General features: G+C 73.1%; 17 protein-coding genes. 5 read left to right on the forward strand and 12 right to left on the reverse strand.

What is annotated here, in order from left to right; genetic code table 11:
- The first annotated feature begins 51 nt into the window (after nucleotides 1–51).
- Complete coding sequence (locus QC385_RS05005; RefSeq protein WP_279540037.1) at nucleotides 52–417, forward strand: YybH family protein; 366 nt, start codon at nucleotides 52–54, stop codon at nucleotides 415–417.
- A 185-nt stretch (nucleotides 418–602) separates the two neighbouring features.
- The gene (locus QC385_RS05010; RefSeq protein WP_279540038.1) at nucleotides 603–1,721 is read left to right on the forward strand and encodes a class I SAM-dependent methyltransferase; all 1,119 of its coding nucleotides are present in this window, start codon (nucleotides 603–605) and stop codon (nucleotides 1,719–1,721) included.
- Between the two features lie 15 nt (nucleotides 1,722–1,736).
- On the opposite strand, the gene QC385_RS05015 is transcribed toward QC385_RS05010, so the two are convergent.
- The 3 genes from QC385_RS05015 to QC385_RS05025 all read right to left on the reverse strand — a co-directional run bounded on the left by QC385_RS05015 (nucleotide 1,737) and on the right by QC385_RS05025 (nucleotide 5,440).
- Complete coding sequence (locus QC385_RS05015; protein WP_279540039.1) at nucleotides 1,737–2,357, reverse strand: flavin reductase family protein; 621 nt, start codon at nucleotides 2,355–2,357, stop codon at nucleotides 1,737–1,739.
- Between the two features lie 63 nt (nucleotides 2,358–2,420).
- On the reverse strand, nucleotides 2,421–3,215 hold the full coding sequence (locus QC385_RS05020) for an enoyl-CoA hydratase/isomerase family protein (protein ID WP_279540040.1): 795 nt from the start codon (nucleotides 3,213–3,215) through the stop codon (nucleotides 2,421–2,423).
- A complete protein-coding gene (locus QC385_RS05025) occupies nucleotides 3,212–5,440 on the reverse strand; it encodes an acetate--CoA ligase family protein (protein ID WP_279540041.1) in 2,229 nt (742 codons plus the stop codon). The genes QC385_RS05020 and QC385_RS05025 overlap by 4 nt, the downstream gene beginning before the upstream one ends.
- Nucleotides 5,441–5,580: 140 nt before the next feature.
- Between QC385_RS05025 and QC385_RS05030 the strand changes: the two genes are divergently transcribed.
- Entirely contained in the window at nucleotides 5,581–6,420 is an 840-nt protein-coding gene (locus tag QC385_RS05030; protein WP_279540043.1) for an endonuclease/exonuclease/phosphatase family protein, read from the forward strand.
- A 197-nt stretch (nucleotides 6,421–6,617) separates the two neighbouring features.
- Here QC385_RS05030 and QC385_RS05035 read toward each other — a convergent pair whose 3' ends face one another.
- Nucleotides 6,618–7,832, reverse strand: a complete 1,215-nt coding sequence (locus QC385_RS05035) for a flavin-containing monooxygenase (RefSeq protein ID WP_279540044.1) — start codon at nucleotides 7,830–7,832, stop codon at nucleotides 6,618–6,620.
- Nucleotides 7,833–8,140: 308 nt separating this feature from the next.
- Between QC385_RS05035 and QC385_RS05040 the strand changes: the two genes are divergently transcribed.
- On the forward strand, nucleotides 8,141–8,566 hold the full coding sequence (locus tag QC385_RS05040; protein WP_279540045.1) for a pyridoxamine 5'-phosphate oxidase family protein: 426 nt from the start codon (nucleotides 8,141–8,143) through the stop codon (nucleotides 8,564–8,566).
- Between the two features lie 27 nt (nucleotides 8,567–8,593).
- Entirely contained in the window at nucleotides 8,594–9,259 is a 666-nt protein-coding gene (locus QC385_RS05045) for a pyridoxine/pyridoxamine 5'-phosphate oxidase (RefSeq protein WP_279540046.1), read from the forward strand.
- Between the two features lie 22 nt (nucleotides 9,260–9,281).
- On the opposite strand, the gene QC385_RS05050 is transcribed toward QC385_RS05045, so the two are convergent.
- The 8 genes from QC385_RS05050 to QC385_RS05085 form a co-directional block, all read right to left on the reverse strand.
- A complete protein-coding gene (locus tag QC385_RS05050; RefSeq protein WP_279540047.1) occupies nucleotides 9,282–10,286 on the reverse strand; it encodes a HEAT repeat domain-containing protein in 1,005 nt (334 codons plus the stop codon).
- Nucleotides 10,287–10,292: 6 nt separating this feature from the next.
- Nucleotides 10,293–10,961: a HEAT repeat domain-containing protein gene (locus tag QC385_RS05055; protein ID WP_279540048.1), complete on the reverse strand. Its 669-nt coding sequence runs from the start codon at nucleotides 10,959–10,961 to the stop codon at nucleotides 10,293–10,295.
- 47 nt (nucleotides 10,962–11,008) lie between these two features.
- Nucleotides 11,009–11,884 (reverse strand): GNAT family N-acetyltransferase, encoded by an 876-nt coding sequence (locus tag QC385_RS05060; protein ID WP_279540049.1) that lies wholly within the window; start codon nucleotides 11,882–11,884, stop codon nucleotides 11,009–11,011.
- A gap of 40 nt (nucleotides 11,885–11,924) precedes the next feature.
- On the reverse strand, nucleotides 11,925–12,572 hold the full coding sequence (locus QC385_RS05065) for a GNAT family N-acetyltransferase (protein WP_279540050.1): 648 nt from the start codon (nucleotides 12,570–12,572) through the stop codon (nucleotides 11,925–11,927).
- 31 nt (nucleotides 12,573–12,603) lie between these two features.
- On the reverse strand, nucleotides 12,604–13,014 hold the full coding sequence (locus QC385_RS05070; RefSeq protein ID WP_279540051.1) for a Zn-ribbon domain-containing OB-fold protein: 411 nt from the start codon (nucleotides 13,012–13,014) through the stop codon (nucleotides 12,604–12,606).
- The gene (locus QC385_RS05075) at nucleotides 13,014–13,463 is read right to left on the reverse strand and encodes a DoxX family protein (protein WP_279540052.1); all 450 of its coding nucleotides are present in this window, start codon (nucleotides 13,461–13,463) and stop codon (nucleotides 13,014–13,016) included. Before QC385_RS05075 ends, QC385_RS05070 begins: the two co-directional genes overlap by 1 nt.
- A 144-nt stretch (nucleotides 13,464–13,607) precedes the next feature.
- Nucleotides 13,608–14,984 (reverse strand): pyridoxal phosphate-dependent decarboxylase family protein, encoded by a 1,377-nt coding sequence (locus tag QC385_RS05080; RefSeq protein ID WP_279540053.1) that lies wholly within the window; start codon nucleotides 14,982–14,984, stop codon nucleotides 13,608–13,610.
- Between the two features lie 104 nt (nucleotides 14,985–15,088).
- Complete coding sequence (locus tag QC385_RS05085; RefSeq protein ID WP_279540054.1) at nucleotides 15,089–16,258, reverse strand: thiolase C-terminal domain-containing protein; 1,170 nt, start codon at nucleotides 16,256–16,258, stop codon at nucleotides 15,089–15,091.
- Nucleotides 16,259–16,287 lie beyond the last annotated feature (29 nt).

Here is a 16,287-nt window from a genome sequence, read left to right on the forward strand (position 1 = left end):
CGGTGGGTGACCAGGCTGGAAGGCACTGAAGCCCGACGTCAGGAGGTACCCGTGCCGGAGTACGAGAAGGCCATGCGGCCCGAAGACATCACCCGCTTGTTCGTCGAACGCTCCAACGCCGGTGACGCGGCCGGGGTCGCCGCGCTGTACGAGGAGGACGCGGTGCTGGCGTACCCGCCCGGAGAGCGGACGGTGGGCCGGGAGGCGATTCGTGCGCTGTGGGAGAAGGTGCTGGCCGACCGTCCCCGCTTCGAGCCGGAACAACCGCTGCCGACTCTGGTCAGCGGCGACATCGCCCTCACCTCGACCCCGCCGAAGGACGGTGCCGGCGCCCGGGCGCAGGTGGTCCGGCGCCAGCCCGACGGCAGCTGGCTGCGCCTGCTCGACCAGCCCGAGTTCGTCCAGCCCACCCGCTGAGTCTCTTGCAGCTCCGAGGGGCTGAAGCCGCCCGCCCCCGGTCTATCCTGGGACCGGGAGTTGCCTCCCAGCTCTGGCACGCATCGCATCAGAAAAGCAGTAGATGACACTCGGCATGGTCCTCGGTGACGTGGTCGTCGTGACGTCGCAGGTTCGTTCGCGTTCGGCCTTCCGAGGAGTTTGCCGTGTCCACGATTCACTGGATCGATGCTCAGCCCCGTTCCGCCCGCTGGCATTCTGAGTCCGGGCTGCCCCTGCCCCGACGGGTCGTCGTCGCCGACGACCGGACGAAGGCCGCCGTTGCCTACCGGCTGGCCTGCGAGGGCACCGCGTTGTTGTGGCGCGGGGATTTTCAGAACGCGCGCCAGTTGTTGCGCGCGATGGACCGCCGTGTCGGCCGGACCTCGCCGGGCGCGGCGGACACGCCGGCCGAGACCTTCCGTCTGTACCGCCGGTTCCGTGCTCACCGTGCCCGCGTGCTCGGCAAGCTGCTCGTGCTGTTGGAGGAGGGCCACGTACTGGATCTGCGCCGGGCGCCTGACGTGCGCCTGGCGTGCACCGAGGCGTACGGGCCGTCCGGCGGGCCCATGGCCGTCGCCCTCACCGAACTGCTGGGTGTGATCAGTGCCCGGCAGTGGCGGGAGAAGGGTGTGCACGTTCCGGCGCTGGACGCGCGGGTCCATCCGCACTACGGGGTGTTCGCGCCGACGAGGGGCGAGTACGTCGATCTTGTCGCGCGGGCGCCGCTGCCGCGCGGTGGCGATGTGCGTACGGCGTTCGACCTGGGCACGGGCACCGGTGTGCTCGCCGCCGTGCTCGCCCGGCGCGGTGTCGGGCAGGTGGTGGCCACGGACGTCAGCGCGCGGGCGCGGGAGTGTGCGGGGGACAACGTACGGCGGTTGGGGGTCGAGCGGGCGGTCCGCGTCACCGGGCCCGAGCTGTATCCCGAGGGGCGCGCCGATCTCGTGGTGTGCAACCCGCCCTGGCTCCCCGCCCGTCCCGCCTCCGATCTGGACCTCGGCGTCTATGACGCGGGCGGCGGCATGCTCCACGGGTTCCTCGACGGGCTCGCCGGCCGGCTGGAGCCGGGCGGTGAGGGCTGGCTCGTGCTGTCCGACCTGGCCGAGCGCCTCGGGATGCGCAGCCGGGAGGAGCTGATGGCCGCCGTGGAGGGGGCCGGGCTGCGGGTGGCCGACCGTCTGGACAACCGGCCGCGTCACCCGCGCGTGCGGGACACGGACGATCCGCTGCACGCCGTACGGGCCGCCGAGGTCACGTCGCTGTGGCGGCTGGCCGTCGCCTGATCCGTACCGGCTCGATCAGTCCGACAGCCGCGCGAAGCGCCCCCGGTGGAAGAGCAGCGGCCCCTCCGGAGCCGAATCGTCGGCGGCCGTGCCGAGGGCGTCCACCCGGCCGACCACGATGAGGTGGTCGCCGCCGGTGTGGACGGCGTGGATCGCGCAGTCGATCCAGGCGACGGCACCCGACAGGCGCGGCGAGCCGGACACCGGCGCCGCGTCGTACGCCACACCCGCGAACTTGTCCGCGCCGCTCACCGCGAAGGCGCGGCACAGCTCGGTCTGGTGGGCGGCCAGGACGTTCACGCAGAACACTCCCGCCCTGGCGATCCGTGGCCACGTCGTCGACGTACGGCCGACCATGAAGGCGACCAGCGGCGGGTCGAGGGAGAGGGACATGAAGGACTGGCAGGCGAAGCCGGCGGGGGAGTCGCCGGTGGTGGCGGGTGCCGTGATCACGGCCACGCCCGTCGCGAAGTTTCCGAGGACGCGGCGGAACTCCGCCGGGTCCAGGGGCGCGCGCTCGTCCGCGCCGACGCACCGCAACTCGGGGCGCGGCAGCGCCTCGACGGGCTCCGGGGCGGGTGTGCGGACCGACCTGAGGTAGCGGACGGCGGCTTCTGCCATTCCTGCTTGTCCCATCACACCTCTCATTGAAACTGACGGAGTGTCAGATAGGAAGGGTCCACGGCCTCTTGTGCAGGGTCAGCGCCCCTTGTAGACCGCGGTGCGCCGCTCCACGAAGCTCCGTACGCCCTCCTGGGCGTCCGCCGTCGTCATGTTGATCTCCTGCGCGGCGGCCTCCGCGGCGAAGGCGGTGGCGCGGTCGGCGTCGAGGGAGGCGTTGACGAGCTGCTTGGTCAGGGCGAGGGCGCGGGTCGGGCCGGTGGCGAGGCGTTCGGCCCACGCGCGGGCCGTCTTGTCCAGGTCCCCGTCCGGGACGACCCGGTTGACCAGCCCCATCCGCTCCGCGTCGGTCGCCGTGAGCGCGTCGCCGAAGAACATCAGCTCCTTCGCGCGCTGCGGGCCGATGAGGCGGGGGAGGAGGTAGGCGCCGCCGCCGTCGGGGACCAGGCCGCGGCGTACGAACACCTCGATGAAGTGGGCCGATCCGGCCGCCAGGACCAGGTCACAGGCGAACGCCAGATGCGCGCCGAGGCCCGCCGCCGTGCCGTTGACCGCCGCGATCATCGGCTTCTCGCAGTCCAGGACGGCGGCGATCAGGCGCTGGGCGCCGGTGCGGAGGGTGCGGGCGACGTCTCCGGGGACGCGCTCGCCGGTCGTGGCCGCGGTGCCTCGGAGGTCCGCGCCTGCGCAGAAGCCGCGGCCCGTTCCCGTGAGGACGACCGCTCGTACCTCCGGCGACGCGGACGCCTCCGACAGCAACCGCACGACCTCGTCCCGGTCGTCGGGTGTGAGGGCGTTGAGGGTCTCGGGCCGGTTGAGGGTGACGGACAGGACGTGGTCGGCCGTCGCGTGCCGAACGGCGGGTTCCGTCATGGGCTGCACACCGCCAGCGCGTCGAGTGCCACCGCGCCCTGCCCCTGGGGCAGGACCATGAGCGGGTTGATGTCCAACTCGGCCAGCTCGTCCCCGAGTTCCAGAGCCATGCGCTGTGCGCGCAGGACGACCTCGACGAGTGCGTCCAGGTCCGCAGGCGGCCGGCCCCGGACCCCGTCGAGCAGCGCCCGCCCGCGCAGCCCGGCGAGCATGTCCCGCGCCTGGTCCTCACCGAACGGCGGCACCCCTACGGCGGTGTCGCGCAGCACCTCCACGAGCACGCCGCCGAGCCCGATGGTCACGGTCGGCCCGAACAGGTCGTCGTGCGTGACTCCGACGACCATCTCCACGCCCTGCTCGACCATCTGGCAGACCAGTACGCCGTCCAGCGGGACATCCTCGTAGCGGGCGATGTCGGTCAGCTCCCGGTAGGCGTCGCGGACCTGGCTCGCCGAGGTGAGCCCGACCTTCACGAGGCCCAGTTCGGTCTTGTGGGCGATCCGGGCGCCGGAGGCCTTCATCACCACCGGGTAGCCCACCAGCCCCGCCGCCCGGACGGCCGCCGCCGCGCTGGTCACCAACTGCTCGCGCGGCACGCGGATGCCGTACGCCCGCAGCAGCTGCTTCGCCGCGTGCTCGCTGAGCTGCTCGCCGGGCCGCATGAGCGCCTGGGCCTTGCGGTAGGACGGCGAGGGGGTGCGCGGGGCGTCGTCGAAGGGGGAGCGGTAGCCGGTCGTGAAGCGGTGGTGGCCGAGGTAGGCGCGGACGGCGGTGAGGCAGTTGCCGACCGTGCGGAAGGTGGCCACGCGGGAGGAGCCGAGCAGGACCTCGCGGTAGGCCGGCTCGGTGCCCACCGGTGAGCCCCAGATCACGCACACCAGCTTGTCCGTCTGCTCGGCCGCGTCCACCAGGTCCCGTACGAGCCGGTCGCTGAGCGGGGGGAACGGCCCGGTGACCGGGCAGACGAGCACGCCCACCTCGGGGTCGTCGAGGATCGCGTCGATGATCTTCCGGCCGCGCCGGTCGCCGACCGGGTGACCGCCGTTGTCGACGGGGTTGGCGACGCTCAGGTACTCGGGTATCCACTGGTGCAGCTCGGCCTGTTTCGCCTCCGACAGGACCGGCAGCCGCAGGCCCGCCTCCGTCGCCAGGTCGGCGACGTGCGCGCCCGTGCCGCCGGAGATCGAGTAGACGACGACCCCGTCGGCGCGCGGCGGGCGGGCCCGGGCCAGCAGGGTCGCCGTGTCCTGGAGTTCGTCGAGCCCGTCGACCCTGATCACGCCGTACTGCCGTAGCGCCGCGTCCACCACCGCGTCCGCGCCGGTCAGCTTGCCGGTGTGGGAGGCGGCCGTGCGGGCGCCGGTCTCGGTGCGGCCCACCTTGACCGCGACGACCGGCACGCCGCGCCGGGCGGCCCGGTCGGCGGCGAGCAGGAACGAGCGGCCGTCCTTCAGCCCCTCCAGGTAGCAGGCGATGGCGCCGACCTCGGGCTGGTCGGCGAAGTAGGAGAGGAAGTCGGCGGTCTCCAGGTCGGCCTCGTTGCCGGTGGGCGCCCAGTGGGAGAGCCGGATGCCGAGTTCCTGGAGGGCGAAGAGGGGGCGGCCCTGGTGACCGGACTGGGTGATCAGCGCGATCGCCGGTCCCTGAAGGTCGTCGCGGAACCGCTCGAAGGCGTTGAGGTTGGTGTTGGGCCCGAGCAGCCGCATCCCGGACCGCTCGACGGCGGCGGCCAGTCGCCGCTGGGCGGCCTCGCCCTCCGGCCCGGTCTCCGCGAACCCGGACGCGAAGACGACCGCGAACCGTGCCTTGGCCTCGGCCAGTTCCTCGATCACCGGGAAGGGGTCGCCGACCAGCACCACGGCCAGGTCGACCTGCTCGGGCAGGTCGGCGACGGAAGGGCGGCAGGGCACGCCGAAGACGGACTGCCTGCTCGGATGCACCGGATACAGCCGGGCCCCGACCCGCTCGGCCCAGTCGGCCAGTTGCCGCGTGACACCGGTGTTCGGTCGCCCCTCGGCATCGGACGCGCCGATCACGGCGACGGACCGGGGGCGGAAGAAGCGGTCCAGGTCGGGTACGTCCGCGTGCAGCGGACGCCCGCTGACATCGAGGTCTCCCGTCTGGGCCGGCCTGCCGTGCACGACGGGCCCGGACCCCTCGCCACAGGCGAGAGCCCGGGTCCGGCGGGAGTCGGTGGTGAGGGTGCCGTGGGTCGATCCAAGCATCGTTTCCGCCCGCTCCTGTGAGACAGCCGCTAACTGACGCTCTGTCAGATTATCCGAACTGACGTGATGTCAGGAACGGTTGAGCGCGGGTGAAGTTCCCGCCGGGCGTACGTCCGTACGCCGTGTGCCACGCTGAACCCATGAGTGAGGCCGCCTCCGGTATCCGGCTGATGACCATGAACGTGCTGGCACCGCAGTACGCCGACGGCGCGCGCCGCCGGGCGGTCCTGGCCCGTGAGATCGAGCGCCAGGACCCGGACGTGCTCGCGCTTCAGGAAGTCACCCCCGAGGACGTGGCGGCGCTCGTCGATGCCGGCTGGCACGTCGCCGCGCACCCTCGCCGGTCTCCCGACGGTGTGGGAGCCGTCCTGGCCGCCCGCCACCCCTTCGGGCACACCGTGACGGACCCCCTCCAGGTGACCGAGCGCACGGCGTACACCGGCTGGTGCGGAGTCGTCGCCGCCGAGCTCCGGCTCCCCGAACCCTTCGGCACGATCCTCGTCGTGCATCACAAGCCGAGCTGGCCCTACGGCTACGAGCGCGAACGGGAGTTGCAGGCACTCGCCACGGCCCGGCTCGTGGACGGCGTCACCGCCGAACGCCCAGTGCGCCACACCGTCCTGCTCGGCGACTTCGACGCCACCCCCGAGGCCGCCAGCCTGCGCTTCTTCCAGGGGCTGCAGTCGCTCGACGGCATGAGCGTCTGCTTCCAGGACACCTGGTCGGCCGTGCACCCCAATGAACCGGGCCCCACGTTCAGCCCTGCCAACCCGCTCGTGCGGCAGGGGGACATGCCCGAGGCGTCGGGTCGCCGTATCGACTACATCCTGCTCCGGTGCGGCCCGCACGGCCCCACCCTGCGGGTCTCCTCATGCCGACGGGTCCTGGTGCGACCGGTGGACGGCGTGTACGCAAGCGACCATTACGGCCTGGTCGCCGACCTCACACTGCCCGATCACCCTCCGGGCCGGTGGGCCTAGGGGTGTCCGCAAAGTCCCGTCGTCCGCCCGGAGGGCGGGCCTCGCGGCGTCCGGTGCGTGCTCTGGGGGTCCCCCCGGCCGAAGGCTGGGGGAGTGCCGGGCGGACGCCCGCGTACTGGTTGTACGTGGGTGTTCGCCCGGTGCGGCGAGAGGGCGTGCCGGGCGTCGCGGGGCAGGCGGGACTTTGCGGACACGCCCTAGGCGCTGTCCCCCTGGCCCGGCAACCGCGACACCCTCCCCGAACCGTCCCGCGCGACGGCCTTCGCGATCCTCACCGCGTCGATCGCCATCTCGCGGAGCATGCCGCTGATCGGGTTGGTGAAGCCGGTGAAGTACAGGCCGGGCGCGGTCCGCGGGCTGCGGGGGCCCTGGACGACGGGCCTCCCACGGGCGTCGAGCACGTCGAGGTGGCCGACGAGGCCCTCCAGGGCCCGGGTGTAGCCGGTGGCCGCGACGACGGCGTCCGGGGAGAGGCGGGTGCCGTCGGCGAGCACGACCTTGCCGTCCTCGAAGCCCTCCACGGCCGCCACCACCTCCACCCTGCCCTTGCGCACGGCGTCGATCAGACCGACGTCCTGGACGGGGACGGCGCCCTCGGTGACCCGGGTGTAGAGGCCGGTGTCGGGGCGCGGCAGGCCGTGGGCGGACAGATCGGGCACGCTCAGCCTGCCCAGCTGCCGGGCCATCCGGTCGACGAGACCGACCGGCAGGTGACGTGCCATGACGCCGGAGTACTGCGCGGCCCAGCCCGCGGTCGAACGGCGCACGATGTGCGGGACGGTGCGGATGGACAGCCGTACCCGGGCGCCGCCGTCCGCCAGGTCCACGGCGATCTCGGCGCCGGTGTTGCCGGCGCCCACGACGAGGACCTCGCGGCCGGCGAAGGGCTCGGCGTTGCGGTAGGCGGAGGCGTGCAGGAACTCGCCGGTGTACGTGTCGCGGCCGGGCCAGTCCGGCACCCGGGGCGTGTGGTTGTAGCCGGTGGCGACGACGACGGCCGCGCCGGTCAGCTCACGGCCGCCGGTGGCGTGCAGCAGCCAGCCCGTGCCGTCGGGCGCGTGCTCGATACGGGACACCTCGACGCCGGTGACGATTTCGAGCCGGTGGTGCTCGGCGTACTTCTCCAGGTACCGCACCACGTCGTCCCGGGACACCCACCGTCCGAACCGGCGCGGCATCGGCAGCCCGGGCAGGGCCGACAGGCGGCGGGTGGTGTGCAGGTGCAGCCGGTCGTAGTGGCCGCGCCAGGACGACCCGACGTGGTCGGACTTCTCCAGGACGACGGCGCGTATGCCACGGGCCCGCAGCGCGTACGCGGCGGAGAGTCCGCCGGGGCCGCCGCCGATGACGTAGACGGGGCGGTCGGGTGGGGGATGCGCGGAGGAGTGTGTGGGGGGAGTGGAGTCGGCCATGAGCGGGAGCGTAGCCACGGGTCCGCTTGATGGGTCTCGGTCAAGACCGGAATTGGTTTCGGATTGATCACGGCTGTGGGAGGACAGGGTGGAGCCGGTGGCGTGGAGAGCCTGGTTGTGGCGAGCCGGTGATCATTCTTGACCTGTGCGGGCTACAGGGCGCGGTGGCCGGTCACCTTGGCGATCCACCGGACACACGGTTTCACGGGGCGACTGGAAGATGGCTGCCCCCACGGGAACACCCGCTCGTGGAGCCGGTGTTGAGAGGACGCCGATGGACACCGGAACGCCCCGCGAAGGAGACCGGAATGGCCCTGACCCGTGAAGAGCGCGAAGAGTTCCTGGCCGAGCCGCACATCGCCGCGCTGGCGGTCGACGCGGGGCCGGGCCGCGCGCCGCTGACCGTGCCGATCTGGTACCAGTACGAGCCCGGCGGCGACATCTGGATCATGACCGGCCTCGACTCCCGCAAGAACGAGCTGATCAGCGCGGCGGGCCGGTTCTCGCTGATGGTGGACCGGCTCGAGCCGACCATCCGGTACGTGTCGGTCGAGGGCCCGGTCGTCGACACGGCCCCCGCCACCCTCGACCAGCTCCGCGAGCTCTCGGCGCGCTACCTGCCTGCCGACAAGGTCGACGGCTACGTCGACTTCGCCTGGAAGAACCACGGGGAACAACTGGTGCTGCGAATGCGGCCGGAGCGATGGGTGTCGTCGGACCTCGGGCAGGTGTGAGGAGCGTGCCGGGGTGACAATCGGGGGATGGCAACGGATCTTCACGAGCTGCTGAGGTCCCTGCGGGTCTGGGACCCGCAGGTCACGCGACTCCCCTCCTTCGACCCGACGAGCGCCCCCGCCGCCCCGCTGCCCCTCTTCGCCGAGTGGTTCGCGGCGGCGGTGGCGGCCGGGCAGACCGAGCCGCACACCGTGTCGCTGGCGACCTCCGACGAGGCCGGGCTGCCCGACGTACGGATCGTCATGCTGCACGGCGCCGACGAGACCGGCTGGTCCTTCGCGTCCCACGCCGGCAGCCGCAAGGGCCGCCACCTCACCGCCCGCCCGTACGCCGCCCTCTGCTTCTACTGGCCGGCCCTGGGCCGGCAGGTACGGGTCCGCGGCCCGGTGTCGGCGGCCCCGTCCGAGGAGGCCCAGGGCGACCTGCACGCCCGCTCGACGGGCGCGCTGGCCGCGGCACTGACCGGCCGCCAGAGCGAGATCCTGGGCTCGGTTGAGGAGATGGCGCGGGCCTCGGAGTCGGCGTGGGAACGGGCCCGGAGCGAACCGGAGGCTCCCGTACCGTCCTGGACCCTGTACCGGCTGCGGCCGGAAGAGGTGGAGTTCTTCCAGGGGGACGAGGCGCGGCGGCACGTACGGCTCCGCTATCGGAGCACGGAGGAAGGGTGGACACGGGAACTGCTGTGGCCGTAGGGGGCTTCTGCCGGGCCTGGGGTTACCGGGCGTCGCGTATCCCGAGGATGTAGGCCGCGGTGAGCGCGACGGCACGGTCTTCGTCGCGCGACAGCTCCGCGAGGGCACGTGACGCCGTGCTTCCCGGGATGTCCGCGAGCGCCTGTGTCAGCCGTCGACGCGCGGACGATCCGACGGTGCCGTCGGCGAGGCGGTCGACGAGCCCGGCGGCGATCCGATCCGCCGCCGCGGGACGACTCGCCAGCGCGCTCAGTGCGTCCGCCGCGTCGACGTCGTTCGTCTCCTCGACGATCATGCCGATGAGCGTCGGGACCGCGTCGGCCACTCCCCGTGCCCCGAGCGCCACCGCCGCATACCTGCGGACCACGATGTCGGGGTGCGCGAGGGCGTCCCGCAGCAGTGCGGTCGCCTTGTCGTTCGCAATCTCGGCGATGGACTGGACGGCACGCTTGCGCACCTCGGCCGCCGGCGAGTCCAGACCCTCCGCCAGCAGCGCCAGTCCGCCCCCGCCCGACTGCGCCAAGGCCCATCGCAGGGCCCCGGCGACGTTCGGGTCCGTCTCGCTCAGCGCTGCCTCGGCCAGAGCTTCCACCGGCACCGGAACCTCTTCGACCGAGGACAGGGCCGCGCGCTGGCGCGTCCCGGCGCTCTTCGAGCCCAGCGCCTGGAGCAGGGTGACGGTCTGGAGGACGTCCTCCCAGCCGGCGGGCTCCGCCGCACCGATCCGGCGGAGTCGCGTGAGCAGCTCCGTCTCGGCCGCGATGCGTTCTCGCGTCCGGCGGGCGAGGTCGTCGACGAGTTCCGAGGGCGTGAAGCCGGGGTCGTCGAGCGCGCGCCCGACTTCACGCAGCGACAGCCCCAGCGACCGCAGGCTCTCGATGTGGAAGATCCGCCGGATGTCCTCGCCGGAGTACTCGCGATAGCCGGCGCCGGTACGGCCCGTCGGCCGCACCAGCCCGAGCGAGTCGTAGTGCCTGAGCATGCGGGCGCTGACCCCGGACCGCCGGGCCACCTCACCGATCAACACTGCCTGTCACTCCTCCTGGCCGGCCGGACCGAGCGCCACGACGCGCTTCGCCTCCTCGATCGCGAACTCGAACCCGGCATCCGGGTCGCGCGACAGCCGTTCCGTGGCGATCGCGTGGGCACGCACGCCCGGGTCGGGATCCGTCATCGCGGCGCGCAGGATCGGAGCGATCCCCTCACCGAGCGCGATCAGCGCCCGGCTGAGACTCAACCGCGTCTCCCGCTCGCCGCGCCCGAGCTGTGTCACCAGCACTCTGGCCAGTTCCGCCTCTTCACCGCCGGGCACGAGAACGACCGCCGCCCGCCAGGCGCTCCGCGCCACCTCGTCGTCGGCGTCGGTCAGCAGCGCCCGCGTGATCGCCGGCCACGCCCGCCGGTCTCCGATCTTGGACAGCGTGTGCAAGGCCTGACTCCGTGCCTGCGCACGCTCCGAGCGGAGTTCGTCGACGAGCCCGGGGACCGTCATCGATGCCGGGTGGCGGGTGAGCGCCCATGTGAGCATTTCACGGACGTAGAACTCCGGCTCGATCGCGCATCGTTCGATGAGCTTGCCGATCAACCGTGGGTCGGGCGCCGTGCCGACCGCCAGCGCCGCCCGCAGCCGCACCGACGAGCTGCTGTCCTCCAGCCCCCGAAGACCTCGGACCGTATCCGTGTCCTGTTCCGGCATGCTCATCGGGACCACCTCCTCGGCACAGTGAAGGCCTTGTCACGGTGTCAAGGTCAAGCGGTCGCGGACGGCCCGGTGAAGTCGTACACCGCGAAGTCCGCCACGGGCCGGTACCCGATCCGCTGGTACAGGCCGTTGCTGGTCGGGTTGGACAGGTCCGTGAAGAGGAGCACCTCCCGCGCTCCGGCGGCCAGGGCGGCGCGGCTGACCTCGGCCGTGACGGCGCCCGCGTAGCCGCGGCCGCGGAGGTGGGGCGGGGTGTAGACCGGGGCGACGCGGATCTGGCCGGCGACCCGGGGGGTCGCTCCGGCCATGGCGGCGGGGGTGCCGTCGGGCGTCTCCCAGAACGTGATGCCGCCCTGCTCGATGCGGGTGTCCGCCCACTCGGCGGCGTCCCGGAAGACGCCCGAGCCGACGGCTGCGACGAACTCGTCGTGCCAGCGGATGAGTTGCTCCCGGTCCGTTTCACCGGCGACGCGGGGACCGCCGGGCGGAACGGGGCGGGGCACGGTCAGGGTGTCGAGCCGGTAGAGCCGGTTGCGCTCCCGGAGGGTGGCCGTGGCGCCCGTGTGCCGCTGCCAGGCCTCGGCGAACGCGGTGGCGGTGTCGCGCTCGGCCTGCACGCCGGGCAGGCGTTGCCCGAGGGCGGCCAGCCGTGCGGCCAGCACATCGGCCTCCTCGGCCGTCAGGAGGGTGAGGTTCAGCCGGTGCGGTGGTGTGCGGAAGAACGTCGCCCGGACCGCGCCGTCCCGTTCCAGCATGCCGAACTCCGGCACTCCGTCGCCGTAGAGGTGCGGGCCACGTCTGCGCAGGTTCTCCGTGACGGTCAACGGGACGGTGTGCAGGCCGGGTCGGGAGTGGAGAAAGGCGCCGGCTCGGGTCAGGAAGGTGCCGAGGTCCTGAGTGAGATGCCAGTCGTCGGTGCGCATGCTCCATGGTGCCGCCCGGGGCCCGGCCCTCACCTCCGAATTACGCCCCGGGCCCTCGGCCGGCATCCGGCTTCGGTTCCGCACCCGGTTCCGCGTCAGGTTCCGGATCCGTCGCCAGCCGGGCGTGCAGGTGGGCGTCCCGGAACGCGTCGTGCCGGCCCTCCTCGAAGATCGCCCCGCGCAGGGTTCCCTCGTACGCGAATCCGCACCGCTCGGCGATGCGGCAGGAGGCGTCGTGGCCGACGGCGTGGTCCAGTTCCAGCCGGTGCAGGCGGAGTTCGGTGAAGGCCCAATGGGCGGCGAGCAGGAGGGCCCGGGTGGCGACGCCCTGGCCGCGGGCCTCGGGGAGCACCCAGTAGCCGACGCGGGCGACCTTCAGGTGGTACTTGATCTCGTTGACGCCGATGTGGCCCAGTGCCGTGTCGCTGCGGGCGTCCGCGACCCGGAACGACACGGACGTGCCCTCCGCCGCGCTCTGTGCCCGCGCGCGCAGCGACTCCCGGGCGCTCGTCCGGTCCGTGACCAGCCTCAGCGGAGTGTTCCAGCGCATGAACTCCGGGTCCCGCATGCCGCGCAGCCATGTCTCGACATCGGAGCCGGAGGTGGCGTCCCAGGGGCGCAGACGGAGGCCGCGGCCGTGGATTTCCGGGAGGGGGCCGGTCAGGGACCGGTCGCGTATGGGGGCCATGGGGCCATTCAAGCGTGTGGGGCGGTGCCGTTCACCCGCCGAACGCGCCCGGCACGACGCGGAACACCGGGATCCCCTCCCGGAACGCGACCACCAGTTCCGCCCCGGCGGACAGTTCCCCCGCCGAACCCGTTCCCACGACCTCGGTCATCATCCGCGGCCCCTCGGCGAGGTCGACCACGGCGGCGACGTACGGCGTGCGATCCGTGAAGGGCGGCAGGTCGTTGCGGTGGACGACGGACCAGGTGTAGAGGGTGGCGCGGCCGCTCGCGGGCTCCCAGGCGACGTCCTCGCTCCAGCAGTGGGGGCAGAACTCGCGCGGGTAGTGGTGGGCCCGGCCGCAGGCCCGGCAGCGGCGGATCAGCAGCCGGCCCTCGGCTGCCGCCTCCCAGTACGTCCGGGTGAAGGCGTCCGGTTCGGGCAGGTCGAAACGCCCTGTCATCAGAACAGCCCCAGCGCGCTGTCCAGCGACCAGGTCTGCCAGGACATCCCGAACAGCCCGACCACCGACATCAGGGCCATCATCGAGTTCTGCCCCTGCTCGGCTACCTCGTGGATCATGAGGGTGAAGTAGAGGGCGTTGAGGAGGAACCCGCCGGCCAGGGCGATCGGGGTGAGGAAGCCGGTGATCAGGCCCAGTCCGAGCGCGAGTTCCGCGTAGACGACGACGTGCGCCATCGCGCGCGGGTGGGGCGCGACGACCCTGTCGAAGCCCGAACGCACGGCGCTCCAGCGGTGCTCGGCGGCTATCCCGGCCGCCCACGCGATGCCGGTGCCCCTCTGGAACCAGGCCTTGCGGTCCTTGTGCCGCCAGCTCTCCAGCCACCACAGCCCGAGCCCGATCCGCAGCACGGCCAGCCATTGCGCTCCGGTGAGCCAGATCGTGTCCATGCCCATGCTCCCGCGTCGCCGTCGTCGAGACCGGGATCTGACGGTACGTCAGGTAAGCGGCGGCAACAAGCCCTGGAGCGGTCTCCCCCTCGCGGCGCCCGAACGCCGTGGGCTCCCCCCGGTCATCCGGTCAGGGCCCGGGGATCACGACGCCCGGGCCAGCCGCACGATCGCCGCGATCGACCGGTCGACGTCGGCCTCCGTCGTGCTGTGGCCGGACACCGAGACGCGCATCAGCCGTCGGCCGCGCCAGGTGGTGGCTCCCATCCAGCAGGTGCCGTCATGCTGCACCGCCTGTACGACCTGGTCGGTGCGGGCGTCGTCGCCGAAGCCGACGAGGACTTGGTTGAGCACCACGTCGTTCACGACCTCGTAGCCCGCCGCGGACAGGCCGTCGGCGAAGCGGCGGGCGAGCAGGCAGCAGCGGTCCACGAGCGCGGCGACGCCGTCACGGCCGAGTTCGCGCAGCGCCGCCCAGGTGGCGAAACCGCGGGCGCGGCGGGAGGACTCGGCGGTGAAGTCGGCCCCGCCGGCCGGAGCGCCGTCGGCGCGGGTGAGGTAGGAGGCGGTGTACGACAGGGCGCCGGCGTGGACGGCGGGGCGGGAGCAGAAGGCGTAGCCGCAGTCGTAGGGCACGTTCAGCCACTTGTGGCCGTCGCAGGCCCAGGAGTCGGCCAGCTCCACGCCGTCGACCAGGTGGCGCGTCGCCGGGCTCGCGGCCGCCCACAGGCCGAAGGCGCCGTCGACGTGCACCCAGCCGCCGTGGGCGTGGGTGAGATCGCAGGCGGTACGGAGGTCGTCACAGGCGCCGGTGTTCACGTTGCCGGCCTGGGCGCACACGATCGCCGGCGTGCCCGGGTCGGACGCCAGCACCCGGCGCAGGTCGTCGGTGTCGAGGGCGCCGCGTCCATCGGTGCGGACCGTCTTCAGGCAGTCGGTGCCCAGGCCGAGCAGCCGCAGCGAGCGGTCGACGGTGGCGTGGCGCTCCTCGCCCGTGACCACCCGCAGGCGCGGGGCACCGCCCAGCCCCTTGCGCCCGACGTCCCAGCCCGCCTCGGTGAGCAGATGCTGCCGGGCCGCCGCGAGCCCCGCGGTGTTGGCCGCCTGTCCGCCGGTGACGAACCCGGTGGACGCCGTGGCGGGGATGCCGAGCAGGTCCTTCAGCCAGCCGCCCGCCGCCTCCTCCGCGGCGAGGGCGGCGGGCGAGAGCGCGGCGTTGAAGGCGTTCTGGTCCCACCCGGCGGCCAGGATCTCCGCGGCGGTGGCCGCGGGCAGCGCCCCGCCGACGACGAACCCGAAGAACCGCGGCCCGGCGGTGGCGACGAGTCCGTCCTCGGCGGCGGCCACCAGCTCGTCGACCACCGTGAGCGGGTCGGCGGGCGAGCGGTTCAGGGGGCGGGAGAACGCGGCGCGCAGGGCCGCGTGGTCGACGGGCCGCGCCACCGGCCGCTCGGGCAGCGAGCGGCGGTAGGCGGCGGCGTGCTCGGCGGCGCGACGGAAGATCTCGGTCAGCTCGTCCATGGCCGGACGGTAACCACCACTCCGAGCGGTTGGGAACGGCCAATGGAGGGAGATCGGACCGCTCTGTGGGCCGCAGACGCGGCGATCGCCGAGTGCCGGGATCGTCACACCCCGAGCACCACCGTCCCCGACGAGCAGAACCACCCACCCGTCCCCGACGCCACCCCCAGCCGAGGCAGCCCCCCGTCGCCACGCCGCCGCACCTGTCGTACCCCGCCCTCCCCCCGCAACTGCCGCACCGCCTCCACCAGCAGGAACAGCCCCCGCATGCCAGGATGCTGAGCCGACAGCCCACCCCCGTCGGTGTTCACCGGAAGCTCCCCGCCCTCGACCCGCAGCCGGCCCTTCTCCACGAACGCCCCGCCCTCGCCCTTCCCGCAGAAGCCCAGGTCCTCCAGCGTCACCAGGGTCATGTAGGTGAAGGCGTCGTAGATCTCGGCGAAGTCCATCTCGTCCGGCCGTACGCCCGCCCGCTCGAAGGCCAGCCGTCCGCTCACCGCCGCCGGGGACACCGTGAAGTCCGCCCACTCGGACATCGCGGCGTGCGAGACGTGCTCCCCGCTCCCCAGCACCCACACCGGGGACGTGCGGCAGTCCCGTACGTACTCCTCCGCCGCCAGCAGCACCGCCGCCCCGCCGTCGGAACGGACGCAGCAGTGCAGCTTGGTGAAGGGGTCGGCGATCATGGGGCCGGCCAGGACCTCGTCCACCGTGACGGGGGTACGGAACATCGCCTCCGGGTTCAGGGCCGCGTTGGCCCGGGCCTGGACCGCCACCTGAGCCAACTGCTCGATCGTCGTGCCGTACTCGATCATGTGGCGGCGGGCCGCCATGGCGTACTTGGCGATCAGGGTGTGGCCGTAGGGGACTTCGAACTGGAGGGGGCCGCGGGTGCCGAAGGACAGCGTCCCCGTGCGGCGGCCCGCTCTGACGTCCGCGCGGGCCGTCGAGCCGTAGGCGAGCAGCACCACGCGCGCGTGCCCGGCCGCGATCGCGTCCGCCGCGTGGGCCGCCATGACCTCCCAGGTGGAGCCGCCGACGGAGGTGGAGTCGACCCAGGTGGGGCGCAGGCCCAGGTACTCGGCGACCTCCACCGGGGCCAGGGTGCCCAGGCCCGCCGAGGCGAAGCCGTCGACCAGCGAGCGGTCCAGGCCCGCGTCGGCGAGGGCGCGGCGGGCCGCCTGGGCGTGCAGCGCGTACGGGGTCGCGTCGTCCACGCGGCCGCAGTCCGAGAGGGCCACGCCGACGACGGCCACTTTCCTCCGGGCAACCATGAATCTGACGGTACATCAGATAACGCCCG

This window comes from Streptomyces sp. DH10, from assembly GCF_029813805.1.
Classification (GTDB): Bacteria; Actinomycetota; Actinomycetes; order Streptomycetales; family Streptomycetaceae; genus Streptomyces; species Streptomyces coeruleofuscus.

Coding starts and splice junctions, on each gene's coding strand:
- QC385_RS05015 (WP_279540039.1), bottom strand. CDS start 2,357: ATGGGACAAGCAGGAATGGCAGAAGCCGCCGTCCGCTACCTCAGGTCG.
- QC385_RS05020 (WP_279540040.1), bottom strand. CDS start 3,215: ATGACGGAACCCGCCGTTCGGCACGCGACGGCCGACCACGTCCTGTCC.
- QC385_RS05025 (WP_279540041.1), bottom strand. CDS start 5,440: ATGCTTGGATCGACCCACGGCACCCTCACCACCGACTCCCGCCGGACC.
- QC385_RS05030 (WP_279540043.1), top strand. CDS start 5,581: ATGAGTGAGGCCGCCTCCGGTATCCGGCTGATGACCATGAACGTGCTG.
- QC385_RS05035 (WP_279540044.1), bottom strand. CDS start 7,832: ATGGCCGACTCCACTCCCCCCACACACTCCTCCGCGCATCCCCCACCC.
- QC385_RS05040 (WP_279540045.1), top strand. CDS start 8,141: ATGGCCCTGACCCGTGAAGAGCGCGAAGAGTTCCTGGCCGAGCCGCAC.
- QC385_RS05045 (WP_279540046.1), top strand. CDS start 8,594: ATGGCAACGGATCTTCACGAGCTGCTGAGGTCCCTGCGGGTCTGGGAC.
- QC385_RS05055 (WP_279540048.1), bottom strand. CDS start 10,961: ATGAGCATGCCGGAACAGGACACGGATACGGTCCGAGGTCTTCGGGGG.
- QC385_RS05060 (WP_279540049.1), bottom strand. CDS start 11,884: ATGCGCACCGACGACTGGCATCTCACTCAGGACCTCGGCACCTTCCTG.
- QC385_RS05065 (WP_279540050.1), bottom strand. CDS start 12,572: ATGGCCCCCATACGCGACCGGTCCCTGACCGGCCCCCTCCCGGAAATC.
- QC385_RS05070 (WP_279540051.1), bottom strand. CDS start 13,014: ATGACAGGGCGTTTCGACCTGCCCGAACCGGACGCCTTCACCCGGACG.
- QC385_RS05075 (WP_279540052.1), bottom strand. CDS start 13,463: ATGGACACGATCTGGCTCACCGGAGCGCAATGGCTGGCCGTGCTGCGG.
- QC385_RS05080 (WP_279540053.1), bottom strand. CDS start 14,984: ATGGACGAGCTGACCGAGATCTTCCGTCGCGCCGCCGAGCACGCCGCC.
- QC385_RS05085 (WP_279540054.1), bottom strand. CDS start 16,258: ATGGTTGCCCGGAGGAAAGTGGCCGTCGTCGGCGTGGCCCTCTCGGAC.